General features: G+C 63.6%; 20 protein-coding genes. 7 read left to right on the top strand and 13 right to left on the bottom strand.

The window, feature by feature from the left end:
- Nucleotides 1–81: 81 nt before the first annotated feature.
- From sS8_RS18765 to sS8_RS18800, 8 genes are all read right to left on the bottom strand, one after another.
- Complete coding sequence (locus sS8_RS18765; RefSeq protein ID WP_119631098.1) at nt 82–1,101, bottom strand: FecR domain-containing protein; 1,020 nt, start codon at nt 1,099–1,101, stop codon at nt 82–84.
- A 25-nt stretch (nt 1,102–1,126) separates the two neighbouring features.
- Nucleotides 1,127–1,639, bottom strand: a complete 513-nt coding sequence (locus tag sS8_RS18770; RefSeq protein WP_232020357.1) for a sigma-70 family RNA polymerase sigma factor — start codon at nt 1,637–1,639, stop codon at nt 1,127–1,129.
- Nucleotides 1,640–1,771: 132 nt separating this feature from the next.
- Complete coding sequence (locus tag sS8_RS18775; protein WP_145986607.1) at nt 1,772–2,935, bottom strand: PepSY-associated TM helix domain-containing protein; 1,164 nt, start codon at nt 2,933–2,935, stop codon at nt 1,772–1,774.
- Nucleotides 2,936–3,175: 240 nt separating this feature from the next.
- Nucleotides 3,176–5,581: a TonB-dependent siderophore receptor gene (locus tag sS8_RS18780; protein ID WP_119631101.1), complete on the bottom strand. Its 2,406-nt coding sequence runs from the start codon at nt 5,579–5,581 to the stop codon at nt 3,176–3,178.
- Between the two features lie 106 nt (nt 5,582–5,687).
- Nucleotides 5,688–6,665 carry a FecR domain-containing protein gene (locus tag sS8_RS18785; protein WP_119631102.1) on the bottom strand — a complete coding sequence of 326 codons (978 nt, stop codon included), beginning with the start codon at nt 6,663–6,665 and terminating at the stop codon, nt 5,688–5,690.
- A gap of 13 nt (nt 6,666–6,678) precedes the next feature.
- Nucleotides 6,679–7,185, bottom strand: coding sequence for a sigma-70 family RNA polymerase sigma factor (locus tag sS8_RS18790; protein ID WP_119631103.1), 507 nt, complete (start codon nt 7,183–7,185; stop codon nt 6,679–6,681).
- Nucleotides 7,186–7,350: 165 nt separating this feature from the next.
- Entirely contained in the window at nt 7,351–8,709 is a 1,359-nt protein-coding gene (locus sS8_RS18795) for a sensor histidine kinase (protein ID WP_119631104.1), read from the bottom strand.
- Nucleotides 8,706–9,428: a response regulator gene (locus sS8_RS18800; RefSeq protein ID WP_119631105.1), complete on the bottom strand. Its 723-nt coding sequence runs from the start codon at nt 9,426–9,428 to the stop codon at nt 8,706–8,708. Before sS8_RS18800 ends, sS8_RS18795 begins: the two co-directional genes overlap by 4 nt.
- 218 nt (nt 9,429–9,646) lie before the next feature.
- Between sS8_RS18800 and sS8_RS18805 the strand changes: the two genes are divergently transcribed.
- Nucleotides 9,647–10,144: a Spy/CpxP family protein refolding chaperone gene (locus tag sS8_RS18805; protein WP_119631106.1), complete on the top strand. Its 498-nt coding sequence runs from the start codon at nt 9,647–9,649 to the stop codon at nt 10,142–10,144.
- A gap of 83 nt (nt 10,145–10,227) precedes the next feature.
- On the opposite strand, the gene sS8_RS18810 is transcribed toward sS8_RS18805, so the two are convergent.
- The 5 genes from sS8_RS18810 to sS8_RS18830 form a co-directional block, all read right to left on the bottom strand.
- Nucleotides 10,228–11,133, bottom strand: coding sequence for a class I SAM-dependent methyltransferase (locus tag sS8_RS18810; RefSeq protein ID WP_119631107.1), 906 nt, complete (start codon nt 11,131–11,133; stop codon nt 10,228–10,230).
- A gap of 14 nt (nt 11,134–11,147) precedes the next feature.
- Nucleotides 11,148–11,522: a 6-pyruvoyl trahydropterin synthase family protein gene (locus tag sS8_RS18815; protein WP_119631108.1), complete on the bottom strand. Its 375-nt coding sequence runs from the start codon at nt 11,520–11,522 to the stop codon at nt 11,148–11,150.
- Nucleotides 11,523–11,539: 17 nt separating this feature from the next.
- A complete protein-coding gene (locus tag sS8_RS18820) occupies nt 11,540–12,565 on the bottom strand; it encodes a zinc-binding dehydrogenase (RefSeq protein WP_119631109.1) in 1,026 nt (341 codons plus the stop codon).
- Nucleotides 12,565–13,878 (bottom strand): GTP cyclohydrolase II, encoded by a 1,314-nt coding sequence (gene ribA / locus sS8_RS29740; RefSeq protein WP_119631110.1) that lies wholly within the window; start codon nt 13,876–13,878, stop codon nt 12,565–12,567. The genes sS8_RS18820 and ribA overlap by 1 nt, the downstream gene beginning before the upstream one ends.
- A gap of 216 nt (nt 13,879–14,094) precedes the next feature.
- Entirely contained in the window at nt 14,095–14,532 is a 438-nt protein-coding gene (locus sS8_RS18830; protein WP_119631111.1) for a GlcG/HbpS family heme-binding protein, read from the bottom strand.
- A gap of 328 nt (nt 14,533–14,860) precedes the next feature.
- Between sS8_RS18830 and sS8_RS18835 the strand changes: the two genes are divergently transcribed.
- The 6 genes from sS8_RS18835 (at nt 14,861) to sS8_RS29630 (ending at nt 19,675) form a co-directional block, all read left to right on the top strand.
- Entirely contained in the window at nt 14,861–15,796 is a 936-nt protein-coding gene (locus tag sS8_RS18835; protein WP_145986608.1) for a lysylphosphatidylglycerol synthase transmembrane domain-containing protein, read from the top strand.
- 211 nt (nt 15,797–16,007) lie between these two features.
- The gene (locus sS8_RS18840) at nt 16,008–16,661 is read left to right on the top strand and encodes a DUF3450 domain-containing protein (protein WP_119631113.1); all 654 of its coding nucleotides are present in this window, start codon (nt 16,008–16,010) and stop codon (nt 16,659–16,661) included.
- Entirely contained in the window at nt 16,658–17,890 is a 1,233-nt protein-coding gene (locus sS8_RS18845) for a MotA/TolQ/ExbB proton channel family protein (protein WP_232020358.1), read from the top strand. Before sS8_RS18840 ends, sS8_RS18845 begins: the two co-directional genes overlap by 4 nt.
- 23 nt (nt 17,891–17,913) lie before the next feature.
- Nucleotides 17,914–18,435 (top strand): MotA/TolQ/ExbB proton channel family protein, encoded by a 522-nt coding sequence (locus sS8_RS18850; RefSeq protein WP_119631114.1) that lies wholly within the window; start codon nt 17,914–17,916, stop codon nt 18,433–18,435.
- Nucleotides 18,432–18,866: an ExbD/TolR family protein gene (locus tag sS8_RS18855; RefSeq protein WP_119631115.1), complete on the top strand. Its 435-nt coding sequence runs from the start codon at nt 18,432–18,434 to the stop codon at nt 18,864–18,866. The genes sS8_RS18850 and sS8_RS18855 overlap by 4 nt, the downstream gene beginning before the upstream one ends.
- The gene (locus sS8_RS29630; protein WP_119631116.1) at nt 18,863–19,675 is read left to right on the top strand and encodes an energy transducer TonB; all 813 of its coding nucleotides are present in this window, start codon (nt 18,863–18,865) and stop codon (nt 19,673–19,675) included. The genes sS8_RS18855 and sS8_RS29630 overlap by 4 nt, the downstream gene beginning before the upstream one ends.
- The last annotated feature ends 19 nt before the right edge of the window (nt 19,676–19,694 follow it).

Here is a 19,694-nt window from a genome sequence, read left to right on the forward strand (position 1 = left end):
ATCCTCTTCGGTTTTCAGGTTTCAGTACCTGGTTGCCGAACGAGCCCAGCAAAACCCGTAATCGTTCTTGAAATTTTTTCGTCAGGACTGGATCACCCTTACCCAATAGCGCGTGCGGCGCTCGATTCTCACCGGGAGCGAGCGGGTTAGCGCATCCAAGGCATGGTCCGTGTCGTCGAGCTGGAACACGCCGGAAACACGCAGATCGGCCACCCCGGGGTCGCAACGCAGCCAGCCGTCACGGTAGTGCGAAAGTTCCGCCAGAAAGTCTTCCAGCCGCATCTGCTTCGCGACCAGTGCACCGTCGATCCAACCGATGGCGTCGAAGCGGCTTTCGGTCACCGGCATCGGGCCGGCACCGCCGACCACGAACTCCTGGCCCGATTCGGCGATGACGCGTGATCCGGCGGCTTTGGCAGGCAGGGCGACGGCGCCCTCTTCCACCCGCAGACGGGTCTGGCTTTCTTCCTGCCGGACGAGAAAGCGGGTGCCGATGGCCTCGAAGCGGCCTTGCGCGGTCTCGACCAGGAAGGGACGGCGGCCGGTGGACGACGACACGTCCTTGCCAGTGCTGATGAAGATTTCGCCCTGCCTCAGGATGATTAGCCGAAGGTCGGGCGCAAATTTCACGTCTACCGCCGTGGCGGTGTTGAGCATGAGTTGCGTGCCATCGGCCAAGTCGACGGCACGACGCTCGCCGGTGGCGGTGACATAGTCGGCACCTAATCCCGCCGTCCAGTGACGCCAAGGCGACTGCCCGGCCACGAACTGACTCACCGCAACGCCGGTAGCGCAGACGCCCAACAGCTTGAGTGCCTTGCGGCGACGCTTATCGATGCCGCGATGCCGCTGCGCGGTTTCCAATGTCTTGAAAGCGTGCTCCCGAAACACCGGCGACACCGTGCGAAATTCTTGCTCGACGGCCTGCAATGCCTGCCAGGTGCGCTCATGGATCGGGTCGGCGGCGCGCCAAGCTTCACAGGCGGACCGCATGGCCGTATCCGCCGTGCCGGACTGGAGCGTCACGAGCCAGGCAATGGCCTGATCGAGGACGTGCGGGGGAATGTCGTTGCGATCGTGGCTGGAGACCGATGCATTCACGCTGTTTACTCTAGGAACTGCCCTGTCAAAGGGAATAGCGGTTTAAATAGCAGTGGCGCACGGCCGCCGCCATGTACTTTTCGACCGAACTCAAGGACACGCCCAGGCGCTTGGCGATCTCGGGATAACTCAGGCCCTCCAGGCGGGACAGCAGGAACGCCGTGCGCGCCTTGGGAGCAAGGCCGTTCAGCAGGGCATCGATGCGGATCAAGGTTTCGAGCAGCAGCAGCCGGGTTTCGGGCGAAGGCGTGTCCGGCTCCGGCAGGCGGATGATCGCTTCGCGGTAAGCGCGCTCCAGTTCCTGTCGGCGCACGTGGTCCACCACTAATCCATGGGCGATGGTAGTGAGATAAGCGCGCGGCTCGCGGATGGTGTCGAACTCCCGCTTGAGCATCACCCGGACAAAGGTGTCCTGAGCCAGATCGGCGGCGTGGTGCGGGCAGCCGAGCCTTTTCCTGAGCCAGCCCAGCAGCCAGCCATGGTGACTCACGTAAAGAAAACTCAGGAAATCGGTTCTGGACAGTTCGCTTACCCACACACCCCACCCCTCGCCATGCAATGGCATCAGACACCACGGCCTTATTTTTGTAAATGAGAATCGTTATTATCTTTTTTGGGGGGTAGCTCGTCAACTTCCGACGCCTCGGGTGTCTTCGGATTGTTGTACTTTTTATGGTGCCTGCGATCTGCCTCCATCTCTCTTATTGTTTCCGTCTCGTCGGCATTGCCCGGCCTTGCACTTTTTCCACCAAATGACCATACCGGTAACGACGAGCACCGAAAGCACCAGGCCCGAACCGCAAATCATCATCCGGCCCGCGAGCCCGAAGGCGCGGCCGGAATGTAGCGGGAACTGCCAGTCCATGAAGCGGTCCCCCGCCGTGCGTGCGGTTCGTTCGTCGATACGGCGCGCGCCCCCGGTTTGTGCATCGACGTAAACCTTGGTTTGCCCGTAATCGGCGATGTCGTCCTCGCTCCGAAGCCTGACCCGGTAGAGACCGAGGTCGGGCGCAAAGCCGACATCGTCGGGCCTGAGCCCGGGCCGTACCGCCGTGGCGATGCGAATCGCATCTTCGAAACCGAGCGGCGGGTTTTCGAGCGGCACGGCCGGTCTCGGCGCGATGTCGCCGTAAGCGGGGGTGAGCGGCGACACCCACGCGACCGCCGCCTTGAAAGGCAGGCGTAGATTGAACGACAGCCCGGAGAGCGCCACCGTGAAGAGGACGATCCAGGCGTACAGGCCGCCCGCGCGGTGCAGATCGAAATTGAGCCGGTAGCCGCCCGCTCGCCGGCGGAGACGGAAAGACTTGAGCCAGGACTTCGGGCTGGGGAAGGAAAGGTAGATGACCAAAAAATGGTCGAACAGCCAGACCAGCGCCACGATACCCATCAGCCATGTGCCGGCTTTGCCGGCGTGCAGCGTGTGATGAAAGTGGTAAAGGAAGGGAATGACGTGACGCCGGTCGAGCCGGAAGACGCCCGTTTGGCGAGCGCCCAGCACATGGCCCGAGTGAGGATCGATAAATATTTCCCACTGCGAAACTTCCTTGCCGGTCCCGGCTGCCATTAACAGGACCTGCGCCCGTTGCGGTGCGCCATCGAGCCGCAGGCGCCTGACCGCAAGCTCCGGATAGTGCGCCTCGGCGCGGCGTACGAGTTCGTCCAGGGGCAGGCGCCGGCCCTTGGGCGTCACAAAATGCCAGTCGCCGTTGAGCCAGGCATCGATCTCCCGATGGAAGGCCAGGAGACTCCCCGTGAGCGCCGCCAGCAGCAGGAACAGCGCCAGCGTCAGCCCCACATAGCGGTGTGCCGCGACCCAGAATTGCCGGCTCATCACACGGCGTTTCGCGGGCTTAGCCTCGCGCTCGGCGCGAGTGGATCGGGATCCGCCATTTTGACGGATGACCGGCAAGGCGTGTCGGATGCCGCACTCCGCTGCACGAACTCATAAACGGCGAAAGAATCAGTTCCTGTTGTTCGGGGGAAGATCAGACTCCAAGTCAGGGCCTGATCTGTGATCAAACCGCCTGGCGTGGCCTCGACAATGTCAAAGGCGGATTCCATGGTTTTGTACTCAGAACGTCAGCTCGAGCGTGCCCAGCACGGTGAGGGGCGCGCCGGGATAAACCTCGGTGCGGGACACCGGGGATTCGATGTATTCCTTGTCCAGGAGGTTCTTTAGGCCGACGGTGACGCGCCAGTGCTTGCTGCGGTAGAACAGCGAGGCGTCGGCGCGCACGTAGCCGGGCACTTGAAAACTGTTGGCAAGGTCGCCCTCGCGTTCGCCGGCGGCGAAAACGCCCGCGCCGAATCCCAGGCCTTTCCAGTCGCCATCCTGGATTTCATGGGTGACCCACAGACTGCCGGAAACTTGCGGCACGCCCTGGATGCGATTGCCCGGGGTGAAGGTGTTGTCCTTGGTGACCTCGGCATCGGTGTAGGCGGCCGACCCGATCAGGTTCCAGCCGGACCCGATATTGCCCGTAACGTCCAGCTCCACGCCGCGGGACCGCTGTTCGCCGGTCTGCATCGAAAAACCCGTGTTGGCGGGGTCCGCGGTGGTCACGTTCTGCCGCTTGAGTTCATACCAGGCCAGGGTCGCGCCCACCCGTCCGTCGAGAAATTCGGTCTTGATTCCCGCCTCCACCTGCTCGCCGGTCTCGGGATCGAAGGGCGCTCCGTCGAAGGTGGTTCCGGCCACCGGCTTGAACGACTTCGAATAGCTGGCGTAAAGCGAAACCCAGTCGGCCACGTCGTACATGAGACCCGCGCGCGGCGAAAACCGCCGTGCGTCGTTCTCCACCTTGGTGGTACGGTTCGTCGTCGTTACCGTAGTCTGCGTGGTGTCGTCGTAACGCAGGCCGAGCAGCAGCTTCCAGCGCTCGCCCAGCCAGATCTGATCCTGCACGTATCCCGCGATGTACTCGATCTCCTGATCGGTCAGCGTGGGATCGCCGAACACGCCGGGCCGGGCGCCGTACACCGGGTCGAAGATATCGATCGCGGCGAGCGACGCCGTGGCGAGGCGCACGTCCTTGCGCGCGGTGCCCGCCTCCACGCCCAGCAACAGCTTGTGGCCGATGGCGGCGTCCGTGAAATCACCTATGGCGTCCAGCTGCAAGGTCCATTGGTCGGCGTCGTCGTGCTGGTCGGTCGCCCGGCGATTCAGTGTTCGATTGTCCGCGCGCAAGCCGCGGGGGTCCGCGCTGAAACGGTCGGCCTCGCTTTCCTGGTAGCGGCCGGTGTGACGCAGCATCCAGGTGGCGTTCAGCTGGTGTTCGATGATGTAGCGGCTCTGATACCCATTCAGGTCGAACGTCGAAAAATCCTCTCCGAAATAGCGGCTGATCGGAACGTTGGCGACGCCTTTGCCCGATGCCACCAGGCCGCGGTCGAACGGCAGTTCCTGGTCCACGTATTCGAAGTCCACCAGCACCTTGGTCGATTCGCTGGGCTGCCAGCCCAGCACCGGGGCGACGAACACGCGTCGCGAGCGCTTGAAGAAGTCGCGGAAGCTGTCCCAGTGCTGATAGGCGGCGTTGACGCGCAAGGCCAGGGTTCCGTCGGCATTGAACGGTTGCGACAAATCCGCCTCGGCGCGGTAGAAATCGTAGGACCCGGCCTGGCCGCGGAGCTTGTATTGCGCCTCGCTCAGCGGCCGCTTGGTGACGATGTTCACCAGTCCGCCGGGGTCGCCCAGGCCGTAGAGCACGGAGGCCGGTCCCTTGAGGACCTCCACCCGCTCGACGCTGGCCAGATCGATGAAACCGGGGTCCCCGAACAGCTGATTGGAGAGGAAGCCGTCGCGGGCCGAGAGAAAACTCGAAAACCCGCGGACGATGAAGGAATCGGCGCGATTGCCGAACGAGCTGCCGGGCCGGACGCTGCTGACGTTCTGGATGACGTCGGTTATCCGGGTCGCCTGCTGGTCCTCGATCACCTGCTTCGGAACCACCTGGATGGCGGCCGGCGTACCCCGAATCGGCGTATCGGTCTTGGTGGCGGTTCCGGTGCGTTCGGCGCGGTAGCCTTCCACCGGGCCGTAGGCCGACTCGCGGATCTCCGTACCGGTCACCGTGACCGCCGGCAGTTCCTGTGCGTCCGGCTGCGGCTGCCGGACCAGCGTATAGCTGCCGCCCGGGCTTTCCACGATGTCCAGCCCGCTGTCGGCCAGCAAGCGGGTGACGGCTTCGCGCGCGGAGTAGGTTCCGGCGAGGGCCGGGCTGCTCAGCCCTTGCGTCAGGCCCGGTTCGAACGATAGGGCGAGGCCGGCGCCGGCCGCAAAGTCGGCCAGCGTGCGGCCCAGCGGACCGGACGGAATGTTGTAGGGTTTGGCGGCAATGGCATCGAGCGCTTGCGCTTCGGCGCCGTAGGCAAGGGAGCCGGTGCCGCCGGCTGCGGCCAGCGAGGAGCCCAGCAGGGCGGCGCGGACGGTATGATTGAAGCGGCGCTCGGTTGGGCGCGGCTGGCTAGAGGGCATGTAAAGGCTCCGTTACGAATTGGCAAGTGGGGTTCTTTACCCTGATTGCCAATCGAGCCGGAAAAAAGTATCAGCCCCCGGCGAAAATTTTTGCGTCCGCGTGCTTTCAGCGCGCCGAGAGGTTCACCCAATAGCCGCCCATGCGGGTCGACACAGCGACGGGATAGGTCGAGACCAGCATGGCCAGTGCCCTATCGGTGTCTGCGACGGGGAATGCGCCGGAGATGCGCAGGTTCGCGACAGCCGGGTCGCAGCGCACGATGCCGTTGCGGTATCGCGCCAGTTCGGCGGCGAAGTCGGCCAGCCGCATCCTGTCCGCTGACAGCATGCCCCGGATCCAGGCCGTGGCCGTGTCGTCCGCCGGCATGACCGGGCTCACGCCGTTCGCGGTAAACCAGGCTTGCTCGCCGGCGCGCAGGATTGGCCGGGCGGGCGCTTCGGCAGACCGCGGTTCGATGCGTACCGCGCCCTCCAGCACGGCGACCCGGGTGCGTCCTTCCTCCCGCCGCACGCTGAAACGGGTGCCGAGCGCCTCGAGCAGGCCATCGGCCGTGCTGACGTAGAAGGGACGGCGCATGACCGAGGCGTCCTTGGCGGTATGCACCAGGATCTCGCCGGCGCGCAGCTGGACAAAGCGCTGGGCGGCGTCGAAACGCACGTCGACGGCCGTGGCGGTATTGAGGGTGACCCGGCTGCCGTCGGCCAGTTGCCGTTCGCGGCGTTCCCCGGCGGCGGTGCGCAGGTCGGCGGTCCAGCCTCGTTCTTCGGCCAGGCGGCACGCGGTCCGGGCCATGGGGACAACGAGCAGCAGCGCGCTCAGCTTGGCGAGGGCAGCGCGGCGGCCGTTCTCGGGCGGACGGTCCAGGGCAGGCATGGCCAGCGAGGGCGGCAGACTGCCCAGCTTGTTCAAGAGCCGCTCGGCGCGCGCCCAGGCGCGGGCGTGATCCGGGCTGGTCTGGCGCCAGCGTTCGCAGGCGGCACGGTCCTCGTCGGTGACCATGCCGGCGTTCAGGCGCATCAGCCAGTCGGCGGCCTCTTCGAGGACATGGGGGGCGATGGGAGCGCTGCGCGCGGTGCGGTGCATCACAAGTGCCCCCTCAATCCATGGATGCCAGGCAATGCAGGAATGCCTGTTTCATGTACCGCTTGACGGTGATGAGGGAAACGCCGATCAGTCGGGCAATGTCTTCGTACTTCAGACCCTCGATCTGCGACAGCAGGAAGGCGCTCTTGACTTGCGGGGACAGGGCACCGAGGAGGGCGTCGATTTCGTACAGCGTTTCCAGGATCAGGGCGCGCTGCTCGGGCGAAGGGACCAGCGGTTCCGGCTGACAGGCGAGTGCCTCCAGGTAGGCCCGCTCGATGTCCAGCCGCCGCCAATGGTTGACCACCAGCCCGTGGGCGATGGTGGTCAGGTAGGCGCGGGGTTCGCGGATGTTTTCGTACTCGCGCGCCAGCATGACCCGCAGGAAGGTGTCCTGTGCCAGATCGGCGGCGAAATCGGGGCAGCCGAGCTTGTTCCGGAGCCAGCCCACCAACCACCCGTGGTGGCTCACGTACATCAGGTTCAGGAAATCGGTTCTGGAAAATTCGCTTGCGGACATACCCCACCCTTGCAGCCCAAAACGTCAGACACCACACCTCATTTCTGAAAATGAGAATCGTTATTATCTTGTCGTCCATATAGGGCGTCAAGCCGGGGAACGAGTCCGCGGCGGAAAGGGGAAAACGGCGGTTTTCGGCCGCCGGCGCGGCGACAAGTCGCGTGATTAATAAGTTCTCGGCCGGCGCCGAAATACCGGCAGGCGCACTCTGGCTTCCAGGCCGCCTTGCGGGCGGTTGTGTAGGCTCAGCGTACCGCCCTGGGCGCCGAGCAGATTGGCGGCGATCGAAAGCCCTAGGCCGGTGCCGCCGGTTTCCCGCGAGCGCGAGGTTTCCAGCCGGAAAAAAGGCTGCATCACTTTGCCTAGGGATTCTTCCGGAATGCCGGGGCCGGAGTCCCGCACCCGGACCAGCCAGTCGTCGCCGCAGCGTTCCAGGCTGATGTCGGCCTCGCCGCCGTATTTCACCGCGTTGTCGATCAGGTTGAGAAAACTGCGCCGCAGGGCTTCCGGGCGGCCCGAGATGAGCGCGCTCTCCGGTCCTTCGAAACGGGCCTCGCCGCCGGCATCGACGGTATCGTCGCAGAGGCTTTGCAGCAGGGCGCCGAGATCGATGGTTTGCGGCGGCGGTCCCGAGTCCAGGCTGCGCGCCAGGTCCAGCCCCTCGTCGACCAGCGCCTGCATGGCCGCCACGTCCTCCGCCAGCCGGCTCCGGAGCGGCTCATCCCGGCATTGTTCCAGCCGCAGGCGGAGCCGGGTGAGGGGCGTCTTCAGGTCATGCGTGATGGCGGCGAGAATGCGGGTGCGTTCTTCGATATGGGATCGCAGGCGTTCCCGCATGCGGTTGAAGGTTCGGGCGGCCTGCCTGACCTCGATGGGCCCCGATTCGTCCATGGCAGGATGGTCCGGATCGAGTCCGAAGGATTCGGCGGCTTCAAGCAGGTGTCGCAAGGGCTGCAGGACCAGGCGGACGGCAAACCAGGCCACGATCGCCAGAAGGCCCGCCACAATCGAAAGTCTGGCGATGAACCCCTCAATTCTCGGCTGCCGGGGCGGCGGCAGCTCGCGGCGCGCTTCTATCAACACGCGCTGGCCGTCGGCAAATCGGACCCGGGCGCCGACGGTGCGGGACGGCTGGCAATCTTCCGGCTCTTCGCGGCAGGCGGAATTCCGCGTTCGCCAGCCCGCTTCCACGGCCACCGACGGTCCCGCCGCTTCGACCAGAGCGGCGGTGAACGACGGCAGGGACTGCACCGGCTCATCCATCCCGTTCGCCGGTTCGATGCTCCATTGCCCGGAAGGCAGGGCATGGACCGTGGCCAGGCGCTGCTCCGGCGGCAGGGCGGCGAGCAGATGGAGGATATCGGCAATGCGATCGGCTGCACCCTGTTCGCGAAAACTGTGCACGATGTGGCTGCGCTCGCGCAAGGCGAGGCCCAGGCTCACGAATACCGCCATCAGCACGCCGCCGAGGAGAAGCAGGAATAGTCTGATCGCGAGCGAGCGGGGCGGGAAAGCGAGGCTCAAGGTTCCTGCTCCACCGCGGCGGCCAAGACATAGCCCTCGTTCCGAAGGGTCTTGATCAGACTCGGCGCCCGTGCGTTGTCCCCCAGCTTCTGGCGCAGCCGGCTGACCCGGAGATCGATGGAGCGGTCGAACGGCTCCGCGTCGCGCCCGCGGATCAGATCCATGAGCTGATCGCGGGTGAGTACCCGGTTGGGGTGGGTAAGGAAAACCTCGAGCAAGCGGTATTCGGCGCCCGACAGGGCTACGACCACACCTTGCGGCGAGGTGAGCTGGCGGGTCTGCCCGTCCAGGGTCCAGCCGGCGAAGCGCCAGCGCTGCGCCGGCTCCCCGGCGCCCCGGCCGGGCAGCGAGCGGGCGCGGCGCAGAATATTGCGGATGCGGGCCAGGAGTTCGCGTGGTTCGAAAGGTTTGGCGAGATAATCATCGGCGCCCATTTCCAGGCCCAGCACCCGGTCTATCGGTTCGCCGCGCGCGGTGAGCATAAGCACCGGAAGATCGGAGCGAGCGCGCAGATCCCGGCACAGGCTCAAGCCGTCCTGGCCCGGCAGCATCAGATCGAGGACGATCAGGTCGATGCCGCTGCTGTCTAATATGTCGCGCATCTGCCGGCCGTCGGCGGCCAGGCTCACACGATAGCCGTGCTGTTTGAGATAGTCGCCGACCAGCATGCGGATTTCGCGGTCGTCGTCGACGACGAGGATATGTTCTGTCGTGTTCATGGAAGCTTTTTACCGCGCTCGGTGAGCGGTGTCATAGGTTTTTGTATCCGTTTGTATCTTTCCGGGCCGGGGAAAAAAAGCGATACAAAACCGCTGCCGGGCGGACACATGTCCGATACACGAGCGCTGTGAAATAGATCCCGAAGACGGCGGGACGGTCCCGCCGGTCTAGAAGGATCGGCTTCAGCCGACTTTTCGCAACTGTATGAGGAATCCATATGAAATCTTATCCTAAAGCACTCTTGATCAGCCTTGCCCTGCTCGCTCCGGTAGCCGCGATGGCCGAATCCGGGGAAGCCAAGCCTGAAGCCGGCGCCTACAGCCAGGGCAACGGTGGTTCGCGGGCAGAGCGCCGGGAGCGCTTCATGGCGGAGCGGATGGCCGAATTGCGCCAGGATTTGAAGCTTACCGCGGAGCAGGAAGCGAATTGGAATACCTGGACGGCCAAAATGAAGGAAATCAAGGAAACCAAAAAACAGTCGCGTCCCGATCGCGAGGCCATGAAGAACCTGTCGGCACCGGATCGCCTGGAAAAAATGATCGCCCTGCAAAAGGCGAAAACGGCTTACTTGGAAGAAGCGCTGGCGGCGACCAAGACCTTCTACGCCACGCTGACGCCGGAGCAGCGCAAAGTGTTCGACGAAAAGACGCCTTTCGGCAAGCACGGCAAGAAATGGAAGCGTCACGGCGGTCCCCGTCATCAGGGCGCGAAGTAACGAGTCGTTTCGTAACTCGGAACCCATAGGCTTCGTAGGGCGGGTTAGCGGGGACACCCGCGTAACCCGCCGAATGCCGAAAATCAAACCTTTTCCGCCAATAGATCAATCTGATGAACGATCAAGCCGAGTTCTCCGGCCGCCAGTCGTTCGGAACGCTCGCGGTGCCACCGGTCGAGCATATCCTCGGAGAACTCCCCCGACCGGGCTGCTTCGTCCCGGATCATCCCAAGCAATGCGGTTAAGCAAACAGCGTCGCCATCGCGATAGGTGCGGCGCTGGGGGGTGATATTCCAGTCGGAGCTGCCGTAGGCGATCATTTCGAATCCGGTTTCGCCGAGAACGCGGTGCAGCCGTCTTCCGGAGCGGGCGCCGCCGCTGTTGTCGTCCCATACCCGGCGCTCTTCCATGGAGGCGTCGTATATGCCGAGGATGCGGTTTTCCAGCGCTTCGTCGGTATAGATGGGAAACAGCACGGTCTCGCCGTCGTAATTGACGGTGCTGTAAAAAATTCCCTTCGGCCGCAGCCAGCGCGCGATTCGTTCGGCCATGGTTGTCAGGGGCAGAAGATCCATCACCGCGTGAGCGATGATCGCATCGATGGAACCGAAGGTTTGATTCGGCTCGAATAGCCGTAGGTCGCCGCAGACGAAATCCACCGCAACTTCACGGCCTTTTTTTTTTGAGAGAATGCCGGCCGGTACTGCCGAAACATCGAAACCTCGGTCCCGAAGAAAAGCGGCCGTTCCTTCTCGAGCGATACCCAGAAGCGTCCGGTCCCGATCCACGGCGGTGATGTGCAAATCGGTTTCGGGACTCAAGCCCAGCAGCCGCAGCACGGAGGCTCCGGTGCCGGTGCCGAGGTCCAGGCAAACCAGCGGCGATTCGCCCGGCAGCATTCGGGCGAACTCGTTTTCCACTTCGCGGTTCAGGCTGCGCCCGTCCAGCGCGAATTTGGCTTCGAGATAGTCGTGGAACGGGATGTCCACGGCCGACGCTTTAGTTAAAGCGAACCGCCGAACGCCGCCCAATCCGTTTCGTTTTCCCAGAGTTTGACCGTCATTTTCACGCCGCGCAGGGTGAGCCGGTCCCTGAGCCGCTCCCAGAATATGCGGGCGAAACGTTCGAGGCTGGGATTGAGCCCGCGAAAAGGTTCGAGATCGTTGAGGACGCGGTCCCTGAACTCTCCGATCAGCGTCATCGTCGCCTGCTCCAGGTCGACGATGTCGATCAGATAGCCGTGCCGGTCAAGCTGCTCGCCTTCGATCAGCACTTCCGCCTTGTAATGGTGGCTGTGCTCGAGGGTTTCGTCGCCCCAGTCCCCGCCGATCAAAAAATGCCGGGCGATGAAGTCGCGGGTAATGGCAAGCTGGTACATCGCGGTTCCTCGGATCTTCAGATGTATTCGAAAATCGGCTGCAATACCCCGGCCTGTTTGCTTTCGACCAGTTCGAAAGCCTCCTGGCAGGCGCTGGGGGCAAAATGATGGGTAATCAGCCGTTCCGGGCGAATTTCGGCTAGCCATTCCCAGGCGAGGTCCAGTCGTCGTTTTTTGTTCCAGCGGCCGGACAATTGCGGGTCTATCGTGCTCACCTGGCTGGAAATCAAGCGAATGCGCTGCCGGTGGAAATGGCTGCCGAACTCCAGCGGCGCGGCCGATTCGCCGTACCAGGAACCGATCACGATGCGGCCTGAAAAACCGGTCAGTTCTATGGCCTGGTTCAGGGCGCTGGCATTCCCCGAGACTTCGATGGCGGCATCCAAGCCGTCGGCGCCGTCGTAGAAAAGGCAGTCCTTGAGTGCGGCGAGTTCGCGCCCGACCGTCGGGTTGATCGCCAGGGCCGCGCCCATCTCGGTCGATTTTTGCCGGCGGAAACCGAGCGGTTCGGCCGTGATCAGTTCTCCCAGCGGAAATCGGCTGAGAATTGCGGTGGTGAGCAGCCCGACGATACCCTGCCCGAAAACCATGATTCTTTCCCCGGGCAGGGGCGCCGCATCGAACACCAGGTTCAGCGCCGATTCCATATTGGCGAGAAACAGGGCGCGTTCCGCCGGGACGTCCTCCGGCAGGACCAGGCAATCCTCCTTATCGACGACGGCATAGTTTTGGTGGGGGTGGTAGGCGAAGACCCGCTGGCCCAGCCAGTCGCGGTCTCCGTCCGCTCCCACCGCGGCGACTTCGCCGACTAGGGCGTAACCGTACCGGAACGGATAGCCGAAATCGCCCTCCAGGCCGCCGATACGGGTGTCCTTGGGCAGGTTGGCGGGCACGCCGCCCCTGAAAATCAGGGATTCCGTGCCCGGACTGATGGCCGAGCACAGGGCTTTGATTAGCAATTCGCCGGCTCTCGGGGCGGGCAGGTCGATTTCCTGGATCGCCACCGACTGGGGGGCTACGTGATAAACGGCTTGCACTCGCATCAGACGTATCCGATCGGGCCGAAGGCGATGATGTCCGATCCCAGGATATGGTACCGACACTCGGTGATGTTCAAAGGCGCTTGCTCGCCGGAGCGGCATAGATCGTCGATGGCTTTGAGTCCGCCAATGATTTTAGGTGTTATGGTAATCACGCAATAATTCACTAAATGATATTTGAGAAAGGTGCCGATGATCTTCGATCCGCCCTCGACCATGAGGGTGCGGATACCGAGCTGGCTCAGTTTCGTCAGGGTTTCCCCGAGGTCGACGCAGCCGCCTTCGCCGGGTTGCACCACCAGGATCGTCGCGCCCGCCGAGCGTAGCGCTTCGCGCTTGTCGGGGTCGGATTCGGCCGTGGTTACGATGATGGGCGGTTTTTCCGATTGCCTCAGAACCCGGCAATCCGGGGGCGTGCGCAGGTTGCTGTCGAGAATGACGGGTTGCGGGTTTTCGCCTTCGTAGTAGCGAACGTTGAGCTGGGGATCGTCGCTGAGTATGGTGTTGACCCCCACCAGCAGGGCGTCGTGGTGCGCCCTCAGGAAATGAGTGAGCGTCAGCGACGGCCTGGAGCTCAGCGCGTAGGGGACCTGGCTGTCCACGGCAATGCTGCCGTCGATGCTCTGGGCGTAGGTCAGGGTGACGAAGGGGCCGCCTTCCGCCGGCGCCCGGGCCAGCGACAGCTGGCCGATCAAGGGCTCGATGAACGCCAGTTCGTGATGGAACGGGGTTCGCTCCCGGAAGGTCAGCAAATGGGCCAGTTTTTCGGCCTTGGAGCGCAAGTATCCGGCGTTGTCGTCGTGGTGGCCGACTTCGATGGGTATGCGGGCATCCACCTGGATGCCGTATTCGGTGAGTTCGTCGACCTTGCGGGGATTGTTGGTGATGAGCCGGATCGATCGAACGCCGAGATCCTTGAGCATCAGGGCGGCAACACCGTAATTGCGTTCGTCCGGTTGATGGCCGAGGCTGATATTGGCCTCCACCGTGTCGAGGCCGCGATCCTGAAGATTATAGGCTTCCAGCTTCTTGCGCAGGCCTATGCCGCGTCCTTCCTGCCGGAGGTAGAGCAAAACGCCGCAGCGTGAGCGGCCGAGATACTGGAGTGTGTGTTTGAGCTGATCCCCGCAGTCGCAGCGCCGAGAGCCGAATACGTCGCCGGTCAGACATTCCGAATGGACCCGAACGGGAACGCCCGTCTCGCCGTCTACGTCCGACTTCACCAAGGCAAGATGATCCTTGCCGTGCTCGGTGTAGAGATAAAGGGTGAATTCGCCGTAACCGGTGGGAATTCGAGTCTTGACGAGGTTCTTCACTAGAGGTTTTTTCGGAGTTTCAGGGTATTAAAAGAGGCAAACAGTATAAACCGCTATATTGACGAGTCGATACCGAACCGGCTCCATGGAGCGGGATCGGGCGTTCTGTCCTGGAAATGCGATCTTGCCGACGGAGCCCGGCCGGCATCGAGCGAGCCGGAATCGCTCCGCCGATCGATTTCCTGCCGAGCCGGAAACGAAGACGTCAGTATATCGCTATTTCTTCCCATAATCCGGGATCAGGCCGACGGCATCGATTCCCGCAATCGCACAGCTTTCGTCCAGATCGGACAAGTCGCCGCTGATTCCGACGGCACCCACGATCCGATTGTCCGGCGAGCGGATCAGTACGCCGCCCGGAACCGGCATGAGCCGGCCACCGGCCACTTCGGCCAGGGCCGCCATGAAATGGGGCCGCTCCTTCGCCATTTTACCCAACTCCCGCGAGGAAACGCCCATCCCGATCGCTCCCCAGGCTTTGGCCAGGGCGATGGAACTACGCATGAAGGATGCGCCATCCTGGCGCTGCATCGTTTTCAAATGGCCGCCTTCGTCGAGAACGGCCACGGCCAGCGGAGCCAATCTCAGATCCCGCGCCCTTCTGAAGGCACCGTCGATGATGGCATTGGAAATTTCAAGTGTCAGAGTGCTCATGGTTTTTCCTTGTTGTGTCTAAATCTAAGTCGAACCCGTTCGGTAATGCCGAGGAGCGGGTTGCCGTTCCGCGTCGCCCTTGCGCAGAATAATTTTATCCCTCTTTTTCGTCATGTCATTGAACAAGGCCGGTTTCAAGGCGCGGCGCGTTTTCCTGTCGATTGGATACAGGCGTCCGCTCGATGCGGCTTGTTTCAGCAGCCGTCCGGCTTGAAACAATTGGCGGACATGGCTTCAGGCGAGTCGCGGAGGTCGCCGGCCAGCGCGAGAACGAAAAAAATGACGACAAATCCGGGGAAGGACACTCTATCTTTAAGGCACTGAATCAGTGAAACAAGTTCTGCTTAAGGCAGGGGCGCGGCTCAATCGCCGGGGCGTCCGCCTAATCGCAATGCTGGCGGTCATGGTCTCTATTTTCGCCAAAATCGACCGTTCCGCGCTGATCGCGCATCTGGCGCATTTCGATCCAATCGTGGGCGTCGCCATCGTCGGGGTCTTTCTGCTCTCGGTCGCGCTGTTCGCGCGGCGCTGGTGGCATATCAGCCGAGCTCTGGGGGTGAACGCGCCATTCAAGGATTTTGTGCGGGCACTTTGGATCAGCCAGAGCGTCAGCGAGTGCGGGCCGCCGCTGGTGGTCGGCGAACTGGCGCGATTTCAATTCATGCGGGGCGTCGCGGAAACCTGGCAGCTCGTCGTCGGCCAGGCCGTAGACCGGCTTTCCGGGGCGATCGTCCTGCTGTTCTTGGTGCTGGGCCTGACCCCGATTTATCTCGGCTGGTTCAGCGAGTTTCCCGGACTTAAGGTCGCGGTGTTCGCGGCAATCCTGGTTTCCTCGGCGAGCGCGGCCGCAATCCTTGTTCGGCGCTTCCGGCGGACGGCGCGTTCACATACCGAGAGGGTGCTCGCCGTTTGCAATCCCTTGCGGTCGCCCGGTCATTACGGGCTGTCCGTGCTGCTCCAGCTCCTGTTGGCCGCGAATTTCGCTCTGGCGGCGCTGGGGCTGGGTCTTTCCGGCGTCGCTCCGGCCGTGTTCTTGCTCGCGCCGCTGCTCTTGCTCGGCGTCAGCGTGTTGCCCGGGCTGGTTTCGGATTGGGGCAAGCGGGAAGCGGCGGCGGTGTTTCTGCTGGCTCCGGCGGGGCTGACGGCCGAGCAAAGCGTTGCCGTGTCCCTGATCTTCGGCGCCCTGCACTTGTTGACCGCCTTGCCGGGAGCGTTATTGCTACTGCTGGCGAGGCGCCGACAGGCGGTTTCCGTCGTAGAGTGAAAGGCTTAACGGGTTTCGGGGCAGGATCGCTTGTCACAGGGCAACGGCCTGGAATATCGCGTGCGGAATACGCGCACCAAGGTATTTACAGTGCCGGGCGGCACGGTATTCGCGGTGAGCGCATGGCGGCAAGTGCGCGGCCTCGAGACGACCTCGAGCCGGGAAGTTTTCCCATTGCTCGGCATTAAAACGCGTGTGTTATCCTGCGGTTATGGTCAGCCTACAATTCGCCCGATCCAAAGCGTTAGCGCCTCGCAACGCTTTATCCGCCGTCGCCGGCTGGCTGCTGGCCATCGCTTCGCCCGCGATCTTGGCTCAGCCTGCTAGCGGGCCGGGCGCCGGCCCCTCCGAGCCTCCCCCATCGACCGACGCCGCGGCAGCGAAGCTTCAAACACTTTCCGAGCTCGACCGGCGATTGGACGGCATCTTGTCCGACGCCGTTTCCGCATTGAAGCAAGGCATCGAAAACGGCCTTCCTTTTCTGCTCGATGAGCGCCGCGGCCGGATCGAGCGGCTGGAAAAGCTGGTCGGCGATCCTGCCGCGGATATGGCGGAGAAATATCGGCGCGTTCAGGAGGCCTATCGGGTCGAGCTCGACTACGCGAGGAGCGTCGAGGCTTACCGGGCTGTGCTCCGGACGGGGAACGACGAACGCCTGGTGGATTTCCTCAGCGTCGGCCGCCTGGCGCTTTACTACCAGACCCTGGACGGTCACGAATCGGGGATCTGGCGCAACGATCAGGAGCGCTGGCAGCGGTTGTCGGGCGAGGAGAACGAGGCGATCGCCCGCGGGCTGCGCGCGGCGCGCAAACTCGAACCGCCGCAACTGATGGTTCTGCCCCTGCCTGGGGCCAAGTCGCCGTGAAGCTTCTGCGCGTTCTCCGCTTCCTCCGAACCGCGGCCGTTTGGGCGGTGTTCGCGGCTTTTCCTCCATCCGTCCTGGCCGCACCCGAGGCGCAGGCCGAACAGCCGGCCTCGCCGTCGGAAGCGGAGGCCCGGTTGACGACGGAGCTGGCGGCCAGGGAGGAGCTGTTCTTGAGCATCCGCGAGAGTGCCGCGAATCTCAAACCTTATTATCAGCAGCTGGTTCTGGCGGGTGACGCCGCGAGCCAGCGGGAACTGATCGACCGGCTCTCCGACAGCCGCCACATTCCGACCGCCGACGAGCTGACGCAGCTGTTCGCCAGTCTGCAGAACCAGCTCGACGCCCTGGGCAGCGTCTCGACCTTCAGGGCTCCGGTTTATGCGCCGAATGGGCAGGCATCCGAGAAAGAAGTGCTTCGGCTGGGCGGATTCACTTTCCTTTCCGAAGGGCGTTACCTCGCTTATTCCCCCGAGGTCGACCGCTTGATCGAACTGTCCCGGCAGCCGGCTCCGAATCTGCTCGACTTGGCTCGGGACTATGCCCGCGCGGATGCACGGTCGCTGGCGTCGGTGGCCATCGATCCGTCATCAGGGCAAACCCTGCAGTTGATCGTGCAGATTCCGAATCTGCGCGAACGCATCGCCCAGGGGGGCATTGTCGGCTACCTGATCCTGGGGCTCGCGGGGTTCGCCTATGCGCTCGCCGGCTACCGCTTCGTCGAGTTGACCCGGATCGGGCAGCGTATCCGGAACCAGCTACAGTCGCCGCGCCCCCGGCTCGACAACCCTTTGGGCCGGGTGCTCGCACGGCTCGACCAGGCGGACACGAACGAGGAAGAGGTTTTGTATCTGACCGTAGAGGAGGCGTTGAGCCGCGAACAGGCGCGACTGGAGCGGGTCCTGCCTTTCCTGAAACTGGTCGCAGCCATCGCGCCGATGCTGGGCTTGCTCGGCACGGTGACCGGCATGATCAAGACTTTTCAGGCCATCGCCCTGCATGGCTCGGGCGATCCGAAACTGATGTCGGGCGGGATTTCGGAAGCTTTGGTAACCACCGTGGAGGGGCTGGTCACCGCCATTCCGATCCTGCTGTTGCACAGCCTGCTGATGGGAAAAAGCCAGACGCTCACCGCCTTGCTGGAGGCGCATGCCTCGGCCGCGCTCGCGGCTCGCCTGGAAAGGCGGAACCCGCCTGCGGATGAGGATAATCGGTCGCCGGGCTCGGTCTAATCGGCTCACGACGAGGAGGTACGATGGGCGGCCGGCTTCTCGAAACGTTCTTGAGCTTTTTTCACAGATCCGAGCAGCACATCGAGGACCTGATGGATTTCGGCGGGCCGGTGATGTGGCCGCTGCTGGCCGTCTCCCTGCTGCTGTGGACCCTGGTCCTGGAACGCTACTGGTTCTTTCTTCATGCCTTGCCCAAATTTCTTGAACGCCCCGTGCCACCCCCGCATTCATCCGCCGCGACGATCGGGATGGCCGAGATGAAAATCGCCTTGCGGCGCCATTTGCGGCTGATCAAGACCCTTTCCGGTATCCTGCCGATGTTGGGCCTCCTGGGCACGGTGACCGGCATCATCGAAACCTTCGACCTGATCCGCCTATTCGGCAGCGCGGAAACCCGCATCGTCGCACGCGGCGTCTCGCAGGCGCTGATCACGACGCTGGCCGGCCTGGTGATGGGGCTTTTCGGCGTCGGGGTCTTTTACAATCTCAACCGGCGCGCCAGGGCCTTCGAGCGCCGCTATGCCGAGCGTTTACTGCAACCATGAGAAAGCGCGGCCTGTTCACGCGCCGCATCGACGGCGGCGATGAAAGCAGCGAGGCGATCAACCTGACGCCGCTCATCGACATGGTGTTCATCCTGTTGATCTTCTTCCTGGTGACGACGTCTTTCATCCGCGAATCGACGGTGGCGGTCCAGCGTCCCAAGGCCGCAACAGCCGTGCCCCAGACGAACGCGGCGGTGATCGTCACCATTACCGCCGACGAACAAATCTGGCTCAACGACGTTTCCGTCGACATACGCCTGTTGCGCGCCCGGCTCGACCAGCTGGGGCTCGCCAATCCGGCCCAGGCCGCCATCATTCTGGCCGACGTCCAGGCCAGCACCGGTTTGCTGGTCAAAGTGATGGATCAGTTGCGCCTCGCCGGTTTCGTCAACATTTCGGTCGCGGCCAGCTCGGCTCCGGACATCCCATGAAAACGTCCCTTGCCGCTTTTCCGAGCCGACCGGGCTGGGTGCTGGCCGGGGCTTTCGCCGCGGCCATGGTCGTCAATCTGGCCTTGTTGTTGTTGATAGGCGCTCTGATCAGTCATCGAGAGGCCGCGCTGATCTCGGCGCCGGATCCGCAACCGGTCGATTTCATCCGCATCATTCCCAAGACCGAGGAGCCGAAACCCGCTCCGCCCCCCGAGCCTGCCCCGATGACCGAGGTTGCGCCCGAGCCTCGGCCGACGACGCCCGGGCCGCCACCATCCGGTACCGCCAAGCCTTCAGCCAAAAAGCCGGCGCGCGGAGCCGGCCGCAGCGGCGCCCCCAAGTCCCGGAAGGCACCAGCCCCGGCGCCGGGCACACCGGCTCCCCGGCTCGACATTCCGGAGCAGGGCACGGGCGCCCCGTTCGCCCCCGTGCCGGGTTCCGATCCGCGCCTCACGGCGCCCCCGGGGCAATGGAGCCCGGACAGGAAGCCCGGCGGCGAGGGGGAGGGCACGAACGGCGAAGGTGGCACGGGCGGTGGCGGGCTGGTCGTGATCTCGCGGGTGTTGCCGGAGTATCCGCCGCGAGCCCGGGCGCAAAGAATCGAGGGTTGGGTGCGGCTCGAGATCGAGGTCAGCCCTTCCGGTACGGTCAGCGCGGCGAGGGTCGTGGCGGCCAGCCCGGAGCGGGTATTCGACGACGCCGCCCTGAAGGCAATCCGGCGCTGGCGCTTCCAGCCGGCCTTCAGCGAGGGTCGCGCCGTATCCCAGCGTGCCACGCTGACGATGAGATTCCGGCTGGAAGAGCGCTGAAGGATGACATCGCGAGTTT

It is taken from the genome of Methylocaldum marinum (assembly GCF_003584645.1).
GTDB classification, from domain to species: domain Bacteria; phylum Pseudomonadota; class Gammaproteobacteria; order Methylococcales; family Methylococcaceae; genus Methylocaldum; species Methylocaldum marinum.

Bases quoted from the DNA above. Each gene is read 5' to 3' on its own strand.
- sS8_RS18775 (WP_145986607.1), bottom strand. From the start codon at position 2,935: ATGAGCCGGCAATTCTGGGTCGCGGCACACCGCTATGTGGGGCTGACG.
- sS8_RS18780 (WP_119631101.1), bottom strand. From the start codon at position 5,581: ATGCCCTCTAGCCAGCCGCGCCCAACCGAGCGCCGCTTCAATCATACC.
- sS8_RS18785 (WP_119631102.1), bottom strand. From the start codon at position 6,665: ATGCACCGCACCGCGCGCAGCGCTCCCATCGCCCCCCATGTCCTCGAA.
- sS8_RS18790 (WP_119631103.1), bottom strand. From the start codon at position 7,185: ATGTCCGCAAGCGAATTTTCCAGAACCGATTTCCTGAACCTGATGTAC.
- sS8_RS18800 (WP_119631105.1), bottom strand. From the start codon at position 9,428: ATGAACACGACAGAACATATCCTCGTCGTCGACGACGACCGCGAAATC.
- sS8_RS18805 (WP_119631106.1), top strand. From the start codon at position 9,647: ATGAAATCTTATCCTAAAGCACTCTTGATCAGCCTTGCCCTGCTCGCT.
- sS8_RS18815 (WP_119631108.1), bottom strand. From the start codon at position 11,522: ATGTACCAGCTTGCCATTACCCGCGACTTCATCGCCCGGCATTTTTTG.
- sS8_RS18820 (WP_119631109.1), bottom strand. From the start codon at position 12,565: ATGCGAGTGCAAGCCGTTTATCACGTAGCCCCCCAGTCGGTGGCGATC.
- sS8_RS18830 (WP_119631111.1), bottom strand. From the start codon at position 14,532: ATGAGCACTCTGACACTTGAAATTTCCAATGCCATCATCGACGGTGCC.
- sS8_RS18840 (WP_119631113.1), top strand. From the start codon at position 16,008: ATGGTCAGCCTACAATTCGCCCGATCCAAAGCGTTAGCGCCTCGCAAC.
- sS8_RS18850 (WP_119631114.1), top strand. From the start codon at position 17,914: ATGGGCGGCCGGCTTCTCGAAACGTTCTTGAGCTTTTTTCACAGATCC.
- sS8_RS18855 (WP_119631115.1), top strand. From the start codon at position 18,432: ATGAGAAAGCGCGGCCTGTTCACGCGCCGCATCGACGGCGGCGATGAA.
- sS8_RS29630 (WP_119631116.1), top strand. From the start codon at position 18,863: ATGAAAACGTCCCTTGCCGCTTTTCCGAGCCGACCGGGCTGGGTGCTG.